This is a genomic window from Micromonospora sp. PTRAS2 (genome assembly GCF_054052245.1).
The window spans coordinates 753,558-775,015 of sequence record NZ_JBSWBU010000002.1 but is presented as its reverse complement, the minus strand read 5'-3'; the positions used below and the strand labels follow the sequence as shown (position 1 = coordinate 775,015).

Sequence of the window (21,458 nt, the reverse complement as noted above, 5' to 3'; positions counted from 1 at the left end):
GCAGGGGACACGTCCGGCGCGTACATGTCGGGTGCGCCCCAGATTACCTGACCAGCAGACACACGGTGGCTTTTGAGTCGCCACCGTTTGATGAGCAAGGACACCCCGACTGATGGCAGTGATGCAGCAGACCCATTGAGACCGACGACGGCTACGCCGCCCGGGACGCCCTCGGCTTCCGCGAGCCCTTGGCCGGCATCACCCGAGACCAGTACGCCCACTTACGCCGCATCGCATACGACGCGGGCCTCGGGGTCGGGGAGCTGCCCGCGACGGTGACCCGCAAGATCACAACTACGTCCGCAACGGCCGTCGAAGCACTGGACGCGGCGCTTTACACCTCTGTCTAGGGCAAATCGGAATAACCGCTTTTATGTATGTGCGATGGTGGGCCGGGAACGGAACGTGCTGAATAACCCGCAAATGGTAGAGCATATCCGCGAAGAGTGTCGCGTTCTCGGGCGGCAACTGGCAGCACGACGCCTGCTGGCAGAGCTTCACCAGGCCGAGTTGGGTATCCCGATTGGCTATTCAAGGAGCACGGTCGCCAGTGTGGAGACGGGCCGCACGCGAGCCCATCGTGAATTCTGGGAACGGTGCGATTACGAGCTGGCTGCCGGCGGCGAACTCATGGCCGGCTTCAGGCGGCTCGATGCGCTCGTTCGCGAATATCATCAACAGCTTGAGCAGGAGCGTTTACGAGAGCGCAACGAACGGCTCGGGCAGCGGAGACGCGAGATCGCGCGGCCCATAACCTTATCCAGACCACTACCTGAAACTTGGGATGCTCTGCCGGTCGCGCCTGTGGCGGTTTCGACTCCGAACGTCTGCGGTTGTCCGCTGACGGTTGTCGGGTGGACTGGACGTGAAACTCGGGCTCTGCGCGAAGCGTTGCGGCCTACGTTGCCCGCCCTCGCTGCTCGGCTCGGCCTTTAGTGCGTCGTCGGTCGCGAGCTGGGAACGGAAGGAGAAGCCGGCCAGGATACGGCCGATCAATCAGCAAGTGTTGGATGATCTTCTGAAGGCGACGGACGCGGACGCACGCGTACGACTGCGGGCAATCCTCAGCGAGCAACGAGAGCCGGAATCGGGGCCGGGGCGGCTTGTGCACTATCACCAGTGCGCCAACCGAGCCTCCGATGAGGTCGGCGGGTCGACACCCGCTGGTGGGGTCCTACGGCGCAGAGGACCCGCCCTGGTTCATGACGCTCGCCGTCGCGGCGTCCCGGTTCCTCGCTGACCCAGCGCATCCGAGCTGCGAAGGCAACCCCTACCTCGCTCTTGCCGGCTGCCGGTGCCCCTGCGGCACGCCGGGTGCCCTGGCCAGCAATCGCCGGCCAGGGCACCCTCGCGTGTTCATGCAAGTGCGAAAGTCGCCTGAACGATGAGATGTCGATCGACTACGCTGCGCTGTTGCAGTTCTGTGACCTGCCCCCGGCAAGGCGCACTAACCTGCGCCAATGCCAATACCCGTCTCTCCGCCCGATCGAGTAGGGGTCCGGTCGACGGAGCTGTGAAGATCAGCAGGCCGTTGAAATCGTCGACACCCCCCGCCTATCGGCGAGCGGGCTCACAGTCAGCCCATCCACAGGCGGGCGCCGGCGTGGAGGAGGTCGGACTTGCGGCGCTCGTAGTCGGGCATGGCCCGTTCTACGGTCGCCCAGAACGCGGGCGTGTGCTGCAGGTGCGCCACGTGGGCGAGTTCGTGCACCAGTACGTAGTCGATCAACGATGGCGGTAGTTGCAGTGTCGCCCAGTGGATGTTGAGCCGGCCGTTGGCGCTCAGGGACCCCCACCGGTAGCCAAGGTCCCGCACGTCCAGCCCGACTGGGACCAGCCCCATCCGGTCGGCCCACGGGCGGATCCGGCCGGGCAGCCAGTGCCGGCCCCGGGCACGGTACCAGCGGACTAGCCAGGTGCCCGGGTTTTGGGCGGTCGCCGCCCTGCGGGGTAGCAGCAACCGACCGCGTTCCATCCGTACGTCGTCGGTGTCTGTGACGAGCAGGCGGTGGCTGCGGCCCAGGTAGGCGAACCCTTCCCCGCTGACGAACTCCTTCGCTGGCCGGGCGGATAGCAGCAGGTCCTTCTCTGCCAGCTTGCGGTACACCCACATCCGCTTGGAGTACGCCCATGCGGCTACCGCGTCCGGTGGGCACCCGGTGGGGGCCTGCAGGTACAGCGACCCGTCCCGATCAACAGTGATGCCGACGGTGGCGCGTCGCGGCGACTCACGAACCGCGAAGTGCAGGTCCCCTATGAGCATCGTGTCGGGCAGCGCCTCGGCCACGCTCATGCCGACGACACCAGCCGTTGATGGTTGTGCTTCGCCAGCTCCAGTAGCCGGTCGGCGAGCGGTCGCAGCATGGCGTACTTGAACAGATCGCTGCCGTCCTCCAGCCGGCTGTCGTCCAGGCGCGCGATGACCGCCCGGCGCAGCTGTTCGCGCTTGTGCGGGTTGTCCCAGAATCCGACCAGGCGTATGTCCTCGCGGATGAGGTGTACGACGTCGACGGTGGCCTGCCGCAGCGGTCCGGCGGTCTCGGGAGTGACTTGGCGGCCATGTTCGGCCAGCGCTTCGGCGATGAGGTCGTGGAACGGCGCCTCGCTAAGCGGATCCAGTCCCTCGATGTGCTCGGTTCGCCCGGCGGTTACCACGGGCAGGAAGCCAGCCAGCGCCAGCGCGAGCTGCTCCCACTGGTCCCGCAGCTCGGTGAGGATTTGCTCCAGGTGCGCGGACAGCCGCTGGTAGTGGGACGGGTCGCTGTCCATCTGCTCGCTGATGTGGTGCCGGATGGCGTGCTCCATCTCTGACGCCTTGGCGCGCGGGCTGGTCAGCCCACTGACCTTCTCGGCGTAGTCGGCGGCCGTGATGGAGATCGGCGGGATCTTCTGCTCGATGCCCAAGGCATGGACGTGCGCGTCGATCAGCGCGCGCACCTTCTCCCCGTACACCCGCACGTCGAACAGCGTGTGGTCGCGGTAGCGGCGGCGGGCCAGGTGCGCGATGGCACCGAACGCCTTGCCGTCGGCCACGTACGGCAACGCCTTCTCCGAAGGCAGCACGACCTCCAGGCTGCGGGTGAACGTCTTGAGCGCGGCCTCGAACCGCGCCCGCAGGCGCTCGTCAGCCAACGTCTCCACGCACGCGTCCTGCGCGGCGACGGTGCTGAAGTCCCGAATGCCAGCGAAGAGCTGCCGGACGGCGGCGTGCGCGGCGGCCAACCGCGGCACCTCGTCGTCGAGGCTCGTCAGCGTGCCCTCGATGTCATCCGGGGCGTACGCCTCCAGCGCCTGCGCCAAGTGCTGGGCGACTCCGTAGTAGTCCACCACGTACCCGACGCTCTTGCCGGGAGCGGTGCGGTTGACCCGGGCGATGGCCTGGAGCAGGTCAGCCTCGCGAACCGCCTTGTCCAGGTAGAGCACCTGCTCGCGGGGCGCGTCAAACCCGGTCAGCAGCATCGCGCTGACGATCAGCATGGCGACTGGGCTGGCCTGCTCGGCCGGCACGCCAGGCATCGGCAGTCTTCTGGCCTTGAAGTCCTCAACGACCTGTTCGTAGCCGCTGGTCCAGGCGGCCAACTCGGCCGGGTCGTTCTGCCCGCCGGAGATCACCGGGACGAAGTCCAGCGCCGCGATGACGTCCCGGTACCGGCAGGCCCGCACCAGCGTGGCCCGCTTCGCCGGCAGCCGATCGACCCGAGCCAGCGCCTCGGGCTCCCGCCACACCGGGTCTAGGGCGTCCAGCTCAGCCACCAGCTCGTCGCGGGCAGCCAGTAGCGCGGCGCGGTAGCGCACGGTGGCCCGCCGGCTGCTGGCCACCACCTGGGCCTTGAACCCGTTGGGCAGCACCACATCCACGTAGTGGCGCAGCATGTTCCGTGCCTTGGCGGCGATGAGCTGCTCGGCCTCGTTGACGTGCACCTTGGTGGCGTACCGCTGCTTAAGTTGCTCGGTCTGCTCCGGGCTGAGCCCGTAGAGGTCGATGAACTCATCGATGTCGTCGGCGTCGGCCACACCACCGCGAGTGGTGCGGCCCTCGTACACGATCGGAACCGTCGCGCCATCGGCCTCCGACTGGCGGATGTCGTAACGGTCCAGGTAGTCACCGAAGATCGCGTGCGTCTTCTTCTTCGCGCCCATGATGATCGGCGTGCCGGTGAAGCCGACGCGAGCCGCGTTGGGCAGGGCCGTGCGCAGCGCGGCGTGCAGCGCGCTGCCGTGCGACCGATGCGCCTCGTCCACTAGCACCAGCACCTCCGGCGACGGGTCCAGCTCGCCGATAGTCTTCAGCGCCGCGTCGTCGTTCTTGCGCGCCTCCGGGTTCCGGTACTTCTGGACCATCACGAAGACCAACGCCTTACCAGGGGTGGCAAGGAACTCCTTGGCCTTCGCGACACTCTTGGCCGTGAGTACCGTCTCGCCGGTCAACTGTGCCGTGTCCGCGAGCTGCTTCTGCAGGTCACGCCGATCGGTGACCACGACTACCTTGAAGCCGACCAGCGCCGGATGCGAGCGCATCGCCCGGACCAGGAACACCATGGTCAGGCTCTTGCCGGAGCCCTGGGTGTGCCAGATGATCCCACCGCGCCGATCATGCCCGCCGTCTTGGGCCCGGGTTGGCCCGCTGACCAGCCGGTCGATGGTCGCCCGCACCGCCCGGTACTGCTGGTACCGAGCCACCACCTTGATCTTCCGGTCCTCCGGCTGCATAAACAGCGTGAAGTGCCGCACCAGGTCCAGCAGCCGGGCCGGGTGCAGCATCCCCGCGACCAAGCGTTGCTGCGGGGACAGCTGCGCCACGCCGAGATGCGCCTGGACGTTCTCTTCCGGTACCGGGGCCGTCGTTTTCCACTCCGCGTAGTGCTCGGCCAGCGAAGTGAATGTACCCACCCGGGCCTCATCGAAAGAGGTGGCGACGACGAACTGGTTAGTGTGGAACAGACGCTCGCTGCCCTCCGGCTCCACCGAGCCGCGCTGGTTGGCGTACCGGCGCAGCTGCTCAATCGCTGCATTGATCGGAGCCGGCACGGTAGGGGACTTGGCCTCCACAACCAACAGCGGGATGCCGTTGACAAACAGCACCGCGTCCGGATAGATCGGAGTACGCCCGCCTGGCGGGTCAACCCGGAACTGGTTCACCACTAGAAACTCGTTGTGGGCCAGCGGATCGGGGCTGGTCCAGTCGATGAAATGGACGGTACGGTCTCGGCTGCCGTCCCAGCCCGGTACGCCCTCGACGGTGACGCCGCGCAGCAGCTTCTCGGTCAGCTCCTCGTTGATCTCTAGCAGGGAGGTGGCCTGCGGTCGGGTGAGCTGGGAGACGGCCTGGTTGATCCGCCCATCATCGAGCCACTCCCGGCCCTCGTCGTCAAGGTTGATCCGCCGTAGCGCTGCCCGAAGCCGGTCGAACAGCAGCACATCCCGAAAACTCTCTCGCCCCGTGGCGCTGGATGGGTCCGCCTTGCTGCCCTCGGCGTGCCGCCAGCCCATCCAAGTGAGCTGCTCAAGCAACGGCCGCTCGACCCGTTCGAACTCCGACCCCGACATCACCCTGCTACGGCCCCCTCCGCTGAAACGCGCACCCGACCCGTTAACAGATCCTCCATCAGTCCTTGTTTGACACGCTGTAGCTTCCCGAGCTCCCTAACTAGAATCTGGAGCCTCTCGTCATACAATGCGAGAGCGCCCACTACCCTCTCCTGCTCGATGAGTGGCGGCACAGGCAGCGGGAACGCGCGCACCTGACTTAGGTTGATCGTCGCCAGGTTGGTGGTTTGCTTGGATGCGCCGACAAAGTAGCGCCGCGCTTTGGGCGATCCGGCATACGCGGCCAGGAAATCTGGTAGGAGCAGCGACTTGTCGGCCCGCACTCTGAAGATGTGGTTCTGGTGAAGGCAGGGAGTTATTGATCCATCCCAGACAGCGCCCCGACCGAGCTTGTCGAAGTCGCCACCTTCCGTCATCAGGAAGTCACCAGGCTGGAGCTCGTAGCGGCGAACTTCACTTCGCAGAACCCGCACCCGCTTGACGTCGGATTTGTCGATGTACCCGTCCTGCACATTCGCCACGCGAAGGTATGGCAGCTCAATGGTCCCGTGCGGCGGCAGGGACCTACCAAGGGCCACGCCACCCGCGATCTCCGCCAGGAAGCCAAGCGGGAAGGTGTGCCACGAGGGTGGACCCGCATCTGGCTGTCCGCATCCGATGGTTCCGTCACCCAGCAAGTCCGACAACAGTCCATTGCGGGCGAGTCGTAGCTTTTCCACCAAGCGCTCGGTGGAGCGGATCGACTTGTCCACGGTTTCCAGGATCTCCGCGATCCGTCGTTGCTCCTGTGGCGGAGGCAGGGCAACGCTAAACTCAGCAAGCTCTTTTCTGTTGATCTTGGGGATGCCACTGCGCCCAGATAGGGATTCGGCAAATTGGCCAAAACGGGATCCGAGGAGAACGGCAAACAGGAACTTTGGATCGATTTCAGCACGCGTCCGAAGCGGATAAATATCAGCAGAGCAAAGGCCATGCACCGAGCTGTATGCGACCTTCCGCAAGGCAGGCCGGATCTTGCTGAGCAACACGTCGCCTGGCTCGATCTGGTACTTGCCGCTGATTGCACCCTGAGAGGCCGCTGTTTCGAGCGAAAGAATTCGACCGGTTTTCGACTCGATGTGATCTGGTGCGATCAGCACTTGGGATCTGAACGGCTCTGCAGTGGGAAGCACCTGTCCTCGTGGAAGATTAACCACGTCCAGCAGTGGCTTCTCCTGCCATTCGGCCGGCCGCCTCTCACGCATATCCCAGCTCCTTGAGGTAGGCCGCGAGTTGGGCGTTGGCTGTGTCGCGTTGGGCCGTGATGTCGGTGACCGAGACGGCATACTTGTCCCACCAGTTTTCCAGAGCTGCGATCACCTCGCGCCGGTGGATGGCCGCGTAGCTGTCCAGGTGGGCCGCGAGGTCCTCCTGCCAGGTGCCCACCACTAGGTCCTGCTCCTGTGGGCCGGTTAGCGCCGCCCGCGCCCGATCCAGCGTGGCGACGGACTGAGTCTTCAGGTCCTGCCGCCGTTTACGCATCCTCGTCAGCTCGGCCTTGAGGCGCTTCAACTCCTCCCGACTGACCACCTCCTCCGCATCCTCGTCCGAGGGCTGATCGTCCTCGCCAGCCGGGGCGGTGGTCAGCTTGATTCGGGCGTCCAGTTCCGCGCGCTGGGCTTCGACGGCGGCCAGTTCCTCCAGGTACCGGGGCATCAGTTTCGGCACGGCGGGGTGCTCCAGCGGGTCGGTCTTTGACCCATCGTCCTCCAGAGCGGTGCCGATCGTGGTGACCCAGCCGTCCACCACGCCGCCGAAGCCGTGGGTGGCCAGGGTCTGCAGGTCGTATTGGTTGGCGTCCCACCAGCGCACGATCACTCCGGCGATCTGGAACCGGTCGAGCAGCCCTACCGGTAGCAGCGCGGTAATGAACGACTCGATCAGCTCACTACGGGCGGCCATCAGGCGCTTTGTGGCCGGTAGCTCGATGACCAGCTTGCGGTGCTCGTTCCACCACTCGCGCTGGGCGGCGGCCAGCGCCGCCTCGCGGTCGCGTACTCCGGCATGGTCGATGACCAGTGCTGCGAGCGCGGCGCGGTCGACGCCCGGGGCGAAGTCGAAGTAGGCGCCGTCCCGGTCGACGAACACTGCGTCGGTGGTAAAGCCGTGCGCGGCAAACAGGTTCGCCTTGTCGGCGACCTCGGCCTTCGGTACGCCGCCGTGTAGGTGGGCGCGCACATCATGCGGCTCCGGCGGCGGTGCGTTGTCGGCGTACCGGCGGATGTTGAGGTTGTCGTCGTTCTCCCGCAGCTCATCGCGGGTCACCACTCGGGCGTAGCCGGGGATATCCATGAACGCCTCGTACGCATACACGATCTTCTCGATGTGTTCGGGCAGAAGGTAGTTCTGGGCGCGGCCGGCGGCGTACTCGTGGTCGGCGTTGATGAACAGCACCTTGCCTGCACGCTCGGGCGGCTTGGACCCGGGTGCGCGCAGCACCAGTACGCAGGCGGGGATTCCGGTGCCGTAGAACAAATTCGGAGCCAGGCCGATGACGGCCTCGATGACGTCGTCGTTCAGCAGGTTGGTCCGGATGTCGCGCTCGGCACCGCCGCGGAACAGCACGCCGTGCGGCATGACGGTGGCCGCGACGCCGTTGGCTTTGAGCACGGCGACCATGTGCTGGACGAACATGAGGTCCGCCTTCTTGCTGCGCTCCGGTGCCCAGCCCCAGCGGAAGCGGTTGCTGTAGCGCATGCCGTCGCTGGAGTAGTTCAGCGAGAACGGTGGGTTGGACAGCACCCGGTCAAACAGGTCGAGCTGGCCGCCGTGGGCGTGGCGCGGGTTGGCCAGGGTGTCGTCGTTCTCGATCTTCGCGTCGGGGATGCCGTGCAGCAGCAGGTTCATCTTCGAAATCGACCAGACACTGCCTGCGTTCTCCTGCCCGGCCAGCAACAGGTTGCGCGGGTTACCGCCGTGCTCCTCTACGTATTCCTTCGCGTGGATCAGCATGCCGCCGGAGCCCGAACACGGGTCGTACACACTCATGCCTTCCACAGGATTGACCAGCCGGACCATCATCCGGACCACGGCCCGCGGGGTGTAGAACTCGCCGCCCTTCTTGCCGGCCGAGTCCGCGAACTCCTTGATCAGATACTCGTACGCAGCGCCCAGCAGGTCCGGGAACTCGAAGTCCTCGGTGCGCAGCCGGTGTTGGCTGAAGTGCGCGATCAGGTCCCGCAGCTTCTTGTCCGGGATGCGGGAGTTGCCGACCTGCCGGTTGAAGTCGATGTGCTGGACGACTCCCTCCAGCGAGTCCGGGTTGGCGTCCTCCAAGGCGGCCAGCGCCTTGTTGACGCCGTCGCCCACGTTGTCATGCAGCCGGCGAAGCTGGTCCCAGCGGGCGTTCTTCGGGACGAAGAACGCCTCCCGGTACGACTCCGGCTGCTCGGCGCGGTGCTCGGCCTCCTGCTGGCCGCGGTCGGCGTAGCGGGCGAGGACCCGTTCCCGCTCGGCGTCGAACATGTCTGACGCGCGCTTCAGGAACAGCATCCCGAAGATGTACTCCTTGAACTCCGAGGCATCCATCTTGCCCCGCAGGATGTCCGCCGCCGCGAACAGATGCCGCTCCAACTGCGGCAACGTCAACTTCCGCACCCGTTCCACCCTCTGATCGCCGCATGTGCCGTGCAGCCGCTCAGCCTAGGCCCAGCGCAAGCGGGACATCATGCAAGGACCACCGGTGTGTTGAAAGAACGCCGGAAGGTGCTCCGGCCGGCACCAACCGCAACTGGAGAAACCGTATCGTGTGCCTGGGTGGCAGGAAAGGGACGAACAGGCATGGCAGCACGTCCGTCCCGCCCGCTCGGCAACCGATTCGCAGGAGACCGCCGAAGCCCTGCGCGTGCACTACTCGCCGTCACCCGTACTCGGGTGTCGCTACGCCAACATGACGTCCATGTCAGCCACGAGCGGAGATGGGAATCTGGTTCGTGGTGGGCCTGCCAGGCGGCCTCCCCCGGCCACGTCACTGGGGGTAGGAGATCAAGATCCTCCGACCCTACGCGCTGTTACAGGAGCACTTCAGCCGGACCCCACGCCGATGTCCGCGCGGGGGACGCTCCGGACTGACGTCTCACATGTAGAAGGCATATCGCGATTCCGGCTGGAAGGTGTCGGGGAGGTCTCGCAGGATCGCGCCGACCTCCTTTGCGAACCGGAGGGTGACTGGGATCCTTTCGGCGAACCTGGCAGAGTTCCAGTTCATCTTGGTCAACAGCAGGACTTCACGGAGGAGTTCCACGGTGGCGGAGTCGCCGATGTGGTCGGTGATCTGGACCGGGGCCGGGACGTGGCCATGAGGGTAGCGCCCGAGTGACGGGATGTACCCCGTGGTGTAGAGGTATCGGCGGTCGCCGAGGCTGAGGCAGGCGCCGCGCGGGGGCGGGTAAGCGCCGTGGCGCATGAGGCGGACGCCGGTCGACGGGGCTAGGGCGACTAGGTCATACTCGTACCCGCTGAGGGCGTCCTGGAACCCGGCTAGTTCCTCAGGGAAGAATCGTGACTGCTTGTGTACGACAAGCCGGCGGGGCGGGCGCTGCATGGTCTGCGTGTACCGCTCGATAACGTCAGCGACCAGGCGGGCGGCCTCGTCGGTGGGGAGGTGGGGCCACTTCCCGTCCCAGGTGAACGGGTTGCCCCGTAGCACGAACGCGTCGCCGTTCTCGGCGAACGCCTGCGCGACGCTGGTTCGCATTGCGGACTTTTCGCCGTGGGGGCGGTAGAAAGTCACACCGAGATGACAGGTGCCTTCCGGGATGCCGACCGGTGCCCACGGGAACCCGCCGGCCTTGAAGTAGACGGCCGTGAACAGATTCCAGGCAAGGTCGGCGGGATGGTCGAGGTCGGAGGTGTGGGCGTCAAGATCCGACTCGATCGTCTCTTGCTGGAGGAGCTGGGTCCGCAGGCCCCGCTGCATCGCGCGGGCCTTGATCCCCGCACGGAGGTTCCAGACCGTCTCGACGCCCCGGTTCATCTGGTGGACGGCCCAGTAACGGCGGGTGATGTCAGCGGGAAGCGCGATGAACACCACGTTAGGCGGGGCGTCCAGGCTGGCGAGCTTTGCCAGCCGGTCGTCGATCCGATCCAGCAGGAGCTTGAGCCCGTCGAGTCGCCTGAGTTTGTCGGCCGTCAGCTCGCGGATCTCGTTCGCCGTAATCTTCGCCTCCGGACCGTTGGTCCGGAGCTGGGACGCGAACGGCCCGGTGAGCTGGAAGCCGCAGAACGGATGGTGGTCATCGTCGCCGTCGACCCCCTGAGCTGCCCGCGACAGCCAGCCACGGGCCTTGGAGATGCAGTCGGCGGTGCCGATGAACCCGGCGGTGACCGAGGCGGGATGGTTGGAATGGTCCCGCGACCACGGTCCGGCGGCAGGGATGCCGACCTTCGGGTCGATGTGCGTCAGCCCGTCAGCGAACGCCAGGACGGGCTCGTCCAGCCACTCGACGACCGGACGCAGCGGTTTCATGGTAAGGCTCATCGGTCGTCCTCACTGTGCTCGGCGCCCCAGTCCCATTCCTCACCAACGTCCAGCGCCTCTGCCAAGGCGTCGATCACGTCGTCCTCGTCCTCGCTGTCGAGCATGGAGATCGGGTCGAACCGCTTGTCGGAAATTTGCGGCCAAGTGCCGTTGGCGGTCGGGAAGTCCCCGTCCACGGTGATCGTCTGGCGGCCCACGGGGAGGATCAGCCTCGGCTTGCCGTCGAGGAGGAAGTACCGCAGGAAGTGCACCGCGTCGAAGTACCCCTCGTTGTACATCCGCGACTTCCGCTTGGTCACCTTGCGCCCGACCCGCCGCGGGTCCAGCGGCTCCCGGCCGTCCTTGGTCAGGTGGAACTCTGGCCTGATCGTTAGCCCCCACGCGCTTGACGCGAACTGCTCGAACCGAAGCTGGGCGGCCAGGTGCCACCACACATCCCGCAGGTTGTCCGTCCGCTCGCCTTCCTGCCGCACGACCTTCTTCGCGGACTGGTTCCGTCCCGTCTTGGTCTTCGCCTCGACCCGACGGGTGATCGTCTCGTGGTCTGGGAGAAAGTAGTACCGGTCGTGATCACGTTCGTGGCGCACGCCGCGCCGCAACAGCGCGATCCGCAACGCCGAGTTCAGCAACCAGACGTAGAGGTTGCGGTCGTCGGACTTCAGTAGTGTGGCCGAGTCGATCTTCTCCGCTGACACCGGATCGACCGCCTGCTTGAACGGCCCCTTCGAGTCGGTCAGGTCATGGAATGCCCACACCTCGCCCTTGACTAGTACGAACGGAAGCACCTGATCTCGGGTGGGTCGCGGCAGCCGCTCGCTGACCTCGGCCGTGGTACGGAATCGCGAGGGGGCCTTCCATACGGTGCCCGGCAGGTCCGAGATTGGCAGGAGCGACAGGTCTACGGCTTCCACCTCCAGGGGCGGCGGTGGCGGGCGAAGCTTCTTCGGAGCCAGCCGTGCCTCATGATCGGCCTTGAATTTGGCAAGCACCTCCACCGAGTAGATGCGCGGATTGTGGTCCACGATCCGATGGCACTCACCGCAGAACAGCGTCAGGTTCTCCACCGCGTCAAGGTCAACCGGACCGGGGGCCGCGCGCGATCGTGGACCCTGCCGACCCACACCCACGATATGCGCCCGCTGCGCCAGGGTCACGGGCTGCTCGCCCGTAGCTACCTGATGCGTCACCGTATTCGTGCAACCCGGAAACGCGCACTGGTTCCCGGACAGCGCGAACAACCGGTTCGTCACCGGATCCGGGATGTCCTTACGCCTACTCGATGCCACGAGCCGCACGCTACACACGACCCCTGACAAAGCCGACCGGCGGCGCGCGCCGACAACTGGACGATGAACGATGAAGACCCCGAGCACGAGGCCCAGGGTCGTCGTTGCTGTGGTCGATGGGCGCGGACCGCATCGTGCGGTCGGCGTCTAGGGCGGCGGGTTGGGCTACCGCGCAGTCACCCTCGTGTGGTGCCGGCGTCTCGGACTGTGGTGTAGAGATCGTGAAGCGGTCTGGTAAGCCGGGTTCGCGCGAACGGGTTGAGGTGGTCTGCTGCTGGAGCGCATGTATTCGAACGTGCTGTATTCGTCGGGGAGCCTGGCCTGGGTCATAGCGTTCTCGGGCAGTAGCTCACTCGGTCACCAGCACGTTCCTGAAGGCGGCGGCTGCGGGCAGCTTGCGCTCGTCAATGCGTCCGGCGAGTTCTTCGGAGCGGGGCGCCCATAGGTTGGCATGAAGGCGCATGTTCAGGTGAGGGATCGGTGTCGGGTCCCAGCCGACACGCTCATGGACGACTCTGCCGTCTACCAGCCAAGTCAGCCGGTCTGGCCGCCAGTCGATAGCGTATCGATGAAACTCGGCGGTGGCGTCGAAGCCGAGATCGACCCGACAGGGCGAGCCGCGGTAGCCGAAGCCCATGGCGATAGCGTCGTCGCCAGGATTGAAATACACGTTGACGAGCATTCGCCGGGGATCGGCGCCCGCGAACTCGATGTCGATCTCCTGCCTTGGTGTGTCGCGATGCAGAAAGAACCCAGTAACAAGGCCCGAGCCTGCCGCCGCCCGTATCTCTGCCTCGAAGCGTCCATGCGGGAATGAGCGTACTGAGGCGAAGGCCCCCGAACCGTATGGGCGCCGTCCGCCTTCGACAGCGTCGAGTACTAGTCGCACGCCCTCGTCGCTGTGCTCAAGACCTTCCCGCGCGAACGACGCGAGGTTACCCGGAAAAGTCTCCATAAGACCAGGGAACGATGGCGACGCATCTTTCATGGAAGCTTCGGCGATGGTCAGGCCCGCCTTGCGCACGGAAGGGCGCGCGTTCTGCGTCGGCCGCCAACCGCTCGACGCAGGAAGGACCCAGGGCGAGTCGTCCATCGCGAGGTTCTCGCGCAGTCGCCGCGCAGTCGGCCCGAGTCGTGCAGTCGGACGTTGGTCTCGGAATAGGCGGAAAGCTCGCGGAGCTCCAGCCGGGAAGGGCTCAACGGGCTCGACAAGGCCCAACACGCCACAGAGAACTCCCCAGGACCCACCAAAGGAATCACGGGGTGCCAAAACGGCCGACCGCGACGGCGGCAGCCGGGCCACCTCCAAACCTGCAGGTGTCGGCGCATCCGCCTCCAGGAGGATAACCGAGCGCTCGTTCGCCATAGCGGCGGCTAGCGCAGCGGGCACGAGCGGAGCGTCAACGAGGGCGTCGAAGATCTTCAGTACCTCTTTCAGTTCTGGCTCCTGCATCGGTTCCTCATCCCCGTCAAACGCGCGGACACGTAGCCCGAGCATCGACAGCGCCATGGCGAGGCCTTCCCGCTCCCCGCCCCCGGTCCACGCCAGCACTGGACCAGTGCGCGATTGGCCAGGAGGCTTGGCTCCGTGCTCCGAATCGACGATCCCAGCGCGAGCAAGGTAGGGCAGGATCGAGTAGGAATTATCCGACGCTCCGTCATACCTCTGCGCGATTGCAGGCGAAGTGAGTGCCAGCGCGCCGAGTTCTGCAAACCGGTAGTTCATCCATAGGTCGACGGGTCCGACCACAGGCATCGCGCGAAGGAGCGCGGCGGCTCCCTTGCGCGAGAGTACGTAACCCGAGAGGAACCACAGTCCGCGTGAGGGCCGAAAGAGAATGTCACAAGCATCGTTGCGCGCCGCAGTTCCGCCAGCGTCAGAGTACGAAAGGTAGAGCAGCTTCGGCCCACCTTCGGATGTGCACCGGTCGAGGGCGGCGCGCCAGCCGCGATCGATGTCGGCTGGCGCGCCAGGTTTGAACCAGACGTCGTCTTCCAGCACGAGAACATAGTCCTCACTCCCGTTCGCGACGGCCTTCCAAACCTCCACGTGCGACCGTGCCACCGCCACCTCTTGCCGCGACATCCGCACCGGTTCATTCTCAGCGAAGCACTCTGCCAGTCGGGCGTCGGGTTGCACGTGCAACTGATCGCCGATTCGATACATCGTGTCCACGTCAGCGGTCGCCGCTACGGCGCGTCCGTCCCGCGCATCGACTGCAGCGAGTCGGCGCGTGATCGACGTCAGCGGAATACCTTCGGATGTTCGGAACCGGCCTAGCTCTTTCGTCACGCGTCGCCATCGCCTCGGTTGCCTGTCCAGATTGACGACCATGATCGCTCCAATCTGGTCTGTGCCTTGACCGAAGGCCCGAACTCGACCACCCGGGATGAACACGGTCAAGGATCGCCAGGTTCGGAACGCGAGCGCCCGCATTGGACTGATCAAGTTGTTGATGTTCACTGAATGCCTCGTCAGTTGTCTATGTTGCGCCAGTTGCGAGCGTCGCTGCGGTATGCGAGGTCCCAGCACGGCTCCGCGATTTCCTCCCAGTCGAGAAGCAACTCGAAGTCCGGCATGGTGCCGCTGATCTGCGACTCGCGGGCGTGCGCTGCCAGGACAGCGGTGAGGTTCCCGGGGCCGGTGGTCGCCTGGATCTCCGGCGCTGGCTCGTCCCCAAGCAGGGCGTCGGTCGCACGCGCGAGCGCCCGCCGCAGGACTGGATGACCGGGTGGGGCGGCGATCGGGTTGTTGTTGACGTAGAAGATGCGACCGTCCGTCGGCAAGTCGATTCTCCGCAGTTCAGACCCTGGCACCATGCCGCCGGCAGTCACGTCATAACACAGCGGGTGGACCTTTAGCGTGCCGTCGCGGAAGAGGTCGTTCCAGCGGTCGCCAAGCAGCACATCGTCTGCGTCGACATACAGGCCGCCCTCCGCTAGCACGAAGCACATGCGTAGATAGTCACTGCGCATTGCGGGATGCCTACATCGCGCAAACGCGGCAAGCTCCCGCGGGCCATAGCGCTCCTCGATGTAGGTCGCTCCCGAGGCATCGCCGAACATCCGGAACGAGAAACCTTCGTCGCGCAGAGCATCCCAACTCTCCATGCACTTACGGACGTCCGGTGGCACGTCGGATGGGTCGTGCCAAAACCGCACCAGGGTTTTGGGTATAGATCCCACACGATCTGCGTATCTGGATCTTGAAAATGCTTGCGGGCTTCGTAGTTGCCGTAACGTTAACTCTCGAATGAAGTCAGAACGCAGACGATCGTCCTCTTCGAAGCCCGGCGGATAGATATCCGCTGACGAGGTTCCTTGCCGAGAATCATCATCCGGTGCTAGCGTGGTCATCGGCTCCTCTGCCTCGCGTCTCGTCAGCCCCACCGATCCGCATCTTTCCGATATGCTATGTAGCGCTCAGATTTCCGGAGGAGATACGCGCGCCCCTCGACGACGAAGCCATCCAGCTTGTGGTCCGTAGTATAGGTATCGAGGTCCGTCAGGTTGTTGATGAATCCCTTTCCATTAAAGTTGAGCGATGTGTTGCATAGGACTCCGTACCCGGTGCGTGCCTTGAAGGCAAGGAGAAGCTCGTTGAGCTGGGCGTTCGTGTTCGGGCTTACGGTCTGGAGGCGTGCTGTGCCGTTTACGTGCGTTACTGCGGCTAGCGCGCCCGTTTTGGCTCGGTAGGTGTAAAGCATGAACGGGCTTTCGTGATCACAGCCGAACCACCGCGCCGCATCATCTTCTAGGCAGACAGGCGCGATTGGTCGGAACTGCTCCCGCTGCTTGATCTCGTTCAGGCGCACCCTCGTGCTGTCATCGAAAGGCGCGGCGAGGATGGACCTATTGCCTAAGGCGCGCGGGCCGATCTCATACCGGCCGTTGACCCAGCCAAGGATTAGGCCGCTACTTAGCATGTGGGCGATGTCCTCGTAACTTGCGTCTCGGACGTCGTAGCGGCCGGCGGCGAGGGGCGAATCCATCCTGAACGGCAGTCCGGAATAAACGTCCCATTTGATTTTCGCGTCGCCGGTGAAGTGAAGTTGGGCGTCAATCGCCGTCCCGATTGCCGATCCGGAGTCGTTGGCAACAGGTGGTACGAAGACCTCGGAAAAGATGCCGGCCTCCCTCCACTTCGAGTTCCAGTCACAGTTTAGGCCGCAACCTCCGGCGATGACCAAAGGTATGTTCTTGCGTAGATTCGCCTTAGCGAAGCGGTAGAAGGTATCGAATATTCTGTCGCTAAAGATGCCCGCGAAGTTGCGGAACTCTGTGTCATCCGTGCCTACGTTGTAGTACGCGGAAGACTCCAGTCGGTCGTAGAGGTCAAGCCGAACGTGTTCCGAAGACAGAAGGAAGGCCATCAGATCTTCCTCCTCGGGGGTTGGCGTGCCTCTTTTTGAGAAGGAGGCGAGCGCCATCAGCTTGCCTGCATCCGAGAAGCGGGAGAAAGGCGCATTCTTAGGAAAGGTCGGATCTGCCAACCCATAGATCGAGGCATACCTATCACCTGGTTCGCTCATTACGTCGGCGACCAACGTTATGTTCATGTCTGGATCGATCTCATAGAACGCGCCGATCGTCCCCTCCCACACCAGTGCATAGCAAGGTGAGCCCTGCGGAAAGGGCGACATGCCAAATCCGCAGAGCAGGTGCGATCTCTCGTGAGACGAGGAGAAGAACGGAATCGACTTGCCGAGTAGGTGGCGATGCTCCACAGTTATTTCGTCTTTAGCGATGCCGCGATACCCAACGTGGGACGGTGACCCGGTCGGGCGCGCCTCGCGCGGCCACCAACCCCCAGTGCCTACCACGTCGGGCACTTGCTCCAGCCGTCCGAAGGCGTCGAGCATGTCGCGACTGGACATCGGAGTGTAGCGGTAGTTGGAGTCCTTCTCCGCTTCGACAGAGGAGACGAGGTAACCGTCACGAAGGTGGACGAAGGCTCCGTCGTGACCCGGGTTGTACGACACAATCTCCACGCTCGCGGGACCCCTTCTCGTTCGGTGAGTCGAGCGAGGACTGCGGAGACCCGCCGCTTGCCCGCTGGCGCCCCCAGCTCCGTGCGCGGCGGTGGCCAAGCGATCCGTCGGTGACTCCTTTTGTAGCAGCCTCATGCTCGTGATCGAATGCAACTTACCCGGTTCTCCGCCTCGCAGTGCATCCGCCTTCCAGTGGGTGAAGGCGGCGGGCCGGCCGACGGTGCCACCATTTCGAATGGCCGGTGGCTGTCTGCTGCGGGAGCCGCATCGGACAGGGCAACCCAAGATCGCATCTGCCCGCCGGTGCCCCCGGGGCGGCCATGTGCGGAGCTCCGTGGGGACTCCGCAACGCAACGTCGATCCGGTCCAGGAGCCCGCGAGCTGGTCGGAATCCCTACGAGCGCTTCCAGCGCGACCAGAGTGTGCGGCTACGCCAACAGGACATCCACGTCCGCCACGGGCGGATATGGGAATTTGGTTCGTGTTGGGCCGCCGACACATACCCCTGCCGACGGCGGGCGGGTCGCGGTGGGAGCAGGCGCTCGTCGTACTCGTGCCGATAGTGCCCGGACCTCGGGCGAGGGTCGGTGGAACCTGGCAACGCGCTGTCGGCATCCCCTCTTTTACCCCCCGAAAACCCACGTTTGTGAGTGATAAGCGTTGACGAGAAGCGATCACAGCACGGGCATGTCTGTGCAGCTCAGCGCCAACTTTCGACAGGCAGCGACAAGGTTCGGATCGCTACTTTCGGTAACCGCGGGTTCGGGGTTCGAGTCCCTGGCGGCGCACCAGCAGCAAGGCTCTGAACTGGGGTTTCGCTCCGGGTCAGGGCCTTTCTCGTTCCTGTGCCGATGGTCCGGTGCTCGGTGGGTGCTCGGGAGCCGTTGTACCCGGTCGCCGTTTGGCGGGACGCGGCGCGGTGCTTGTGGACGTCGGTGGGTGTCATGACGTTCGTCGCGGTGCACCTGATGAGGGCTGCCGGTGGGGTGCCACGGGCGGCAGCGGGCGTTGGTGAGGACCGGCCCCGGCTGTCGGTGTCGCCCGCCTGGTATCGATATCAAGCCCTCCGGTGAACCGGGGGAACCTCAGAGCTGCTGTTTCACCGGGAACCTCGTCCTATGTCGACACCAGCTCTCCTCCGCGCCCATCATGACCAGGCCATCACGGTGAAGAAGCCTCACTGTGCGGGGATTCGCTTCGCTCCGGGGTGGTAGAAACGAAGCGACTGACCGGTGTGCCCAGCGGAGGGTGAAATGGGTGTCTGACATCGCGGACCCGAGCCGGCACGTCGTCCTCACCGTGGACGTGGAGCGGTACAGCGGGCGGGACAACGTGCTCCAGTGGCGTGTCCAGCAGGCCCTGCCGAGGATCATGCAGCAGGCCCAGGAGGAGCTGGGCCTGTGCCCCGACGGCTGGCTGGTCCAGCCGAGCGGCGATGGGCAGCTCGCGATCCTGCCACAGGGCACCAGCGAGCGGACGGTCGTGACCCGGCTGGCACCGACCGTCGACCGGTTGCTCCGCGAGCACAACCATGGTCTGGCCCCGGAGGCACGCATCCGGCTGCGGATCGGCGTCCACGAGGGTCTGGTCCACCTGGACGGCGGGAACGGCTTTCCCGGCGAGGCCGTCGTCACGGTCTGCCGGCTGGTCGACTCGCCGCAGCTCAAGGCCGCCCTGCGGCGGTTTCCCGACGCGCAGGTGGCACTGATCGTGTCGGACCGGCTCTACCAGGATGTCGTCCGGCACTATGGTGACCTGCGGCCAGAGCACTTCCTGCGGGTTACCGCCAGCCTGCCGGAGAAGAGCTTCGACGCCGTCGCCTGGATCCACCTGCCGGGCGAGAACGCCGCCACAGCCACCGCAGAACAGCCCATCCCAGCCGCCACCCCGGATCAGCCCGCACCAGCCACCGCCCCGCACCAGTCCTCCGCTGGTGGTCAGACCTTCCAGCACATCACGGCGCATGGGCCGGCGGCGTTCGGCAACGGCAACGTGGTCACCACGTACGGTTCCGCCGACGGCGCGACCCCGCACCGGCCCTGACGATGGCGCAGGATCGTCCCCGTACCGACCGGGTGGCACCGTCACCCGAGCCGGGCACCAGCGTCCACCAGGCCAGCTACTCCGGGATCACCACGCACGGGCCGGCTGCCTTCGGTAACCACAACATCGTCAACCAGGTCAGCTACCGGAGCGCCCCGCCCACGCACGCCAACGACGTGCTGGTGTCGAAGGCGCTGGAGGCCCTGGCGAGACAGGTGGAGACCGAGCGACGGCGGGACGAGGAGCGCAGCCAGGTGTTGCGCCGCCCGCTGCCGGTCCGCTGGGCGGTGACCGCCGCCGCCGGTTCGGCGATGGCCGACGTCGACTGGTCGTCGGTCGGGGTCACCGAGGACCGGCTCCCGGCCGGCGGGTTGGACGACCTCGCCGGTCTTCTGGCCCGGCGGCTGCCGCACCGACGATTGGTGATCCTGGGTACGGCCGGTGCGGGCAAGACCGTGCTGGCCACCCGGCTCGTGCGCGATCTGCTGCGGGAGCGCCTGGCCGGCCAGCCGGTCCCGGTGCTGCTGCCCGCCGACACCTGGCACCCGGGCGAGCAGCACCTGCGGGAGTGGATGGCGCAGCGGCTGGCCCAGGATCATCCCCACCTGGGGGGACCGGCCCCGGCCCCGGGCCGCTCGCGCGACCGTCGGACGATGGCCACCCACCTGATCGAGAGTCGGCTGGTACTGCCGGTCCTCGACGGGTTGGACATGATCGGCGACGGGCTGCTCGACACAGCGCTCACCGAGCTGAACGGCCTCGGCGCCGAAGAGCCGCTGGTGGTGACCAGCCGCGTCGAGCCGTACCAGGACGCGGTCCGGATCGCCGGCTGCGGGTTGTCCCGGGCCGCGGTGGTGGAGGTGCTGCCACTCACGCTGGCCGAGGCCCGGAACTACCTCGCCCCCGCAGGCGGAACCGGGCGGTGGCATCGGGCCTTCGCCGAGTTGGCGAACGATCCGGACGCCCCGCTCGCCCAGGCCCTGCGGACGCCGCTGCTGGCCTGGCTGGCCCACACCATCTACGCGACAGCGACACCCACGGCCGCCACCGCCGACCCGGCCGCCACCGTCGCCGATCCGCGGGAACTGGGCGACCGGGCCCGTTTTCCGGACCGGGACGCCATCGCCGACCATCTCATCGACGGTCTGCTGCCGGCGGTCTATCCGGCCGAGCCGACCCCGACGAGCCGCCGGGACTCCGACGAACGGTGGCACCGTCAGGATGTGGAACGGGCGCTGTCCTTCCTGGCCCGGCATCTGCGCCGGACCGACACGCACGAGATCGCCTGGTGGCGACTCGACCGGGCGGTCCGGCACCAGCGGACCCTCTGGACCCCGCTGCTCATCGCGCTCTACGGACTGTTCGTCGGGCTCGGGCACAGCCTCACCGCCGGCCTGGCGATGGGGACGGCCCTGGGCCTGATCGGGGCGAGCCGGCGGGCCCGCACGCGGCTGGGCTGGGTCGCCAGCGAGACCCCGTATCGCACGAAGATGAGCTTCCGCCGGCTCCGGGCCACCCTCTGGTACATCCTCGTTTCCGTTACGACGGTGGCCGTGCCGATGCTGGCGGGACTGGTCCTGCTGACCGTGCCGGGGGCCGGCCCGCTGGTCATCACGGCGGGCGTGCTCCTGCTGCTGACGGCAGCCGCCCTATTCGTCCGGCTGAACTGGCGGCGCAGAAAGAGCGACCGGACCTGGGATCTCGTGGTGCCTACCGATCCGTCCCGGGCCGTCAGTCCGACCTCGACGTTGCGCGGCGACCTCGCGGCGGGACTGATGATCCTACCGCTGGCGATCCTGTTCGGCGCACCGCTGGCGATCCTGTTCGGCACCGTCCGCCCGATAATGGTCGCGACCGCGTTCATCCTCGGCTGGATCGGCGCTGGCGCCTGGACCAGGTACACGGTCGCCCGGGTCGTCCTCGCGGCCCGGGGGCACCTGCCGTGGCGGACCATGGCCTTCCTCGACGACGCCGTCGACCGGGGCGTGCTGCGGCGGGTCGGTGCCGCGTACCAGTTCCGGCACCCCCGGCTCCGCGACCGGCTGGCCGAGCATCCCCGGTGACCGCTCAGCC

At 65.9% G+C, this 21,458-nt stretch carries 12 protein-coding genes; 3 read left to right on the top strand and 9 right to left on the bottom strand.

Translation table 11 applies throughout. From position 1 onward, the window contains the following. Positions 1–384: 384 nt before the first annotated feature. Positions 385–936 (top strand): helix-turn-helix domain-containing protein, encoded by a 552-nt coding sequence (locus ACVMYR_RS09270; protein WP_457121567.1) that lies wholly within the window; start codon positions 385–387, stop codon positions 934–936. Between the two features lie 640 nt (positions 937–1,576). On the opposite strand, the gene ACVMYR_RS09265 is transcribed toward ACVMYR_RS09270, so the two are convergent. The 9 genes from ACVMYR_RS09265 to ACVMYR_RS09225 all read right to left on the bottom strand — a co-directional run bounded on the left by ACVMYR_RS09265 (position 1,577) and on the right by ACVMYR_RS09225 (position 17,342). Beyond that, a complete protein-coding gene (locus ACVMYR_RS09265; RefSeq protein WP_457121566.1) occupies positions 1,577–2,293 on the bottom strand; it encodes a M48 family metallopeptidase in 717 nt (238 codons plus the stop codon). Beyond that, on the bottom strand, positions 2,290–5,547 hold the full coding sequence (locus tag ACVMYR_RS09260) for a type I restriction endonuclease subunit R (RefSeq protein ID WP_457121565.1): 3,258 nt from the start codon (positions 5,545–5,547) through the stop codon (positions 2,290–2,292). The genes ACVMYR_RS09265 and ACVMYR_RS09260 overlap by 4 nt, the downstream gene beginning before the upstream one ends. Next, positions 5,547–6,791 (bottom strand): restriction endonuclease subunit S, encoded by a 1,245-nt coding sequence (locus ACVMYR_RS09255; RefSeq protein WP_457121564.1) that lies wholly within the window; start codon positions 6,789–6,791, stop codon positions 5,547–5,549. Before ACVMYR_RS09255 ends, ACVMYR_RS09260 begins: the two co-directional genes overlap by 1 nt. Then, a complete protein-coding gene (locus ACVMYR_RS09250; protein ID WP_457121563.1) occupies positions 6,784–9,183 on the bottom strand; it encodes an N-6 DNA methylase in 2,400 nt (799 codons plus the stop codon). The genes ACVMYR_RS09255 and ACVMYR_RS09250 overlap by 8 nt, the downstream gene beginning before the upstream one ends. Positions 9,184–9,661: 478 nt before the next feature. Then, on the bottom strand, positions 9,662–11,065 hold the full coding sequence (locus ACVMYR_RS09245; protein ID WP_457121562.1) for a hypothetical protein: 1,404 nt from the start codon (positions 11,063–11,065) through the stop codon (positions 9,662–9,664). After that, the gene (locus ACVMYR_RS09240; protein ID WP_457121561.1) at positions 11,062–12,129 is read right to left on the bottom strand and encodes a hypothetical protein; all 1,068 of its coding nucleotides are present in this window, start codon (positions 12,127–12,129) and stop codon (positions 11,062–11,064) included. Before ACVMYR_RS09240 ends, ACVMYR_RS09245 begins: the two co-directional genes overlap by 4 nt. A gap of 571 nt (positions 12,130–12,700) precedes the next feature. Then, complete coding sequence (locus ACVMYR_RS09235) at positions 12,701–14,815, bottom strand: family 16 glycosylhydrolase (protein ID WP_457121560.1); 2,115 nt, start codon at positions 14,813–14,815, stop codon at positions 12,701–12,703. Positions 14,816–14,826: 11 nt separating this feature from the next. After that, a complete protein-coding gene (locus ACVMYR_RS09230; protein WP_457121559.1) occupies positions 14,827–15,462 on the bottom strand; it encodes a glycosyltransferase in 636 nt (211 codons plus the stop codon). Between the two features lie 269 nt (positions 15,463–15,731). Then, complete coding sequence (locus ACVMYR_RS09225) at positions 15,732–17,342, bottom strand: carbamoyltransferase C-terminal domain-containing protein (protein ID WP_457121558.1); 1,611 nt, start codon at positions 17,340–17,342, stop codon at positions 15,732–15,734. 1,257 nt (positions 17,343–18,599) lie between these two features. On the opposite strand from ACVMYR_RS09225, the gene ACVMYR_RS09220 reads away from it, so the two are divergent. Together ACVMYR_RS09220 and ACVMYR_RS09215 are read left to right on the top strand one after the other, a co-directional pair. After that, a complete protein-coding gene (locus ACVMYR_RS09220) occupies positions 18,600–19,385 on the top strand; it encodes a hypothetical protein (RefSeq protein WP_457121557.1) in 786 nt (261 codons plus the stop codon). Between the two features lie 2 nt (positions 19,386–19,387). Further along, entirely contained in the window at positions 19,388–21,448 is a 2,061-nt protein-coding gene (locus ACVMYR_RS09215) for an NACHT domain-containing protein (RefSeq protein ID WP_457121556.1), read from the top strand. Positions 21,449–21,458 lie beyond the last annotated feature (10 nt).

Coding starts and splice junctions, on each gene's coding strand:
- ACVMYR_RS09245 (WP_457121562.1), bottom strand. CDS start 11,065: ATGAGCCTTACCATGAAACCGCTGCGTCCGGTCGTCGAGTGGCTGGAC.
- ACVMYR_RS09215 (WP_457121556.1), top strand. CDS start 19,388: ATGGCGCAGGATCGTCCCCGTACCGACCGGGTGGCACCGTCACCCGAG.
- ACVMYR_RS09230 (WP_457121559.1), bottom strand. CDS start 15,462: ATGGAGAGTTGGGATGCTCTGCGCGACGAAGGTTTCTCGTTCCGGATG.
- ACVMYR_RS09270 (WP_457121567.1), top strand. CDS start 385: ATGGTGGGCCGGGAACGGAACGTGCTGAATAACCCGCAAATGGTAGAG.
- ACVMYR_RS09265 (WP_457121566.1), bottom strand. CDS start 2,293: ATGAGCGTGGCCGAGGCGCTGCCCGACACGATGCTCATAGGGGACCTG.
- ACVMYR_RS09255 (WP_457121564.1), bottom strand. CDS start 6,791: ATGCGTGAGAGGCGGCCGGCCGAATGGCAGGAGAAGCCACTGCTGGAC.
- ACVMYR_RS09260 (WP_457121565.1), bottom strand. CDS start 5,547: ATGTCGGGGTCGGAGTTCGAACGGGTCGAGCGGCCGTTGCTTGAGCAG.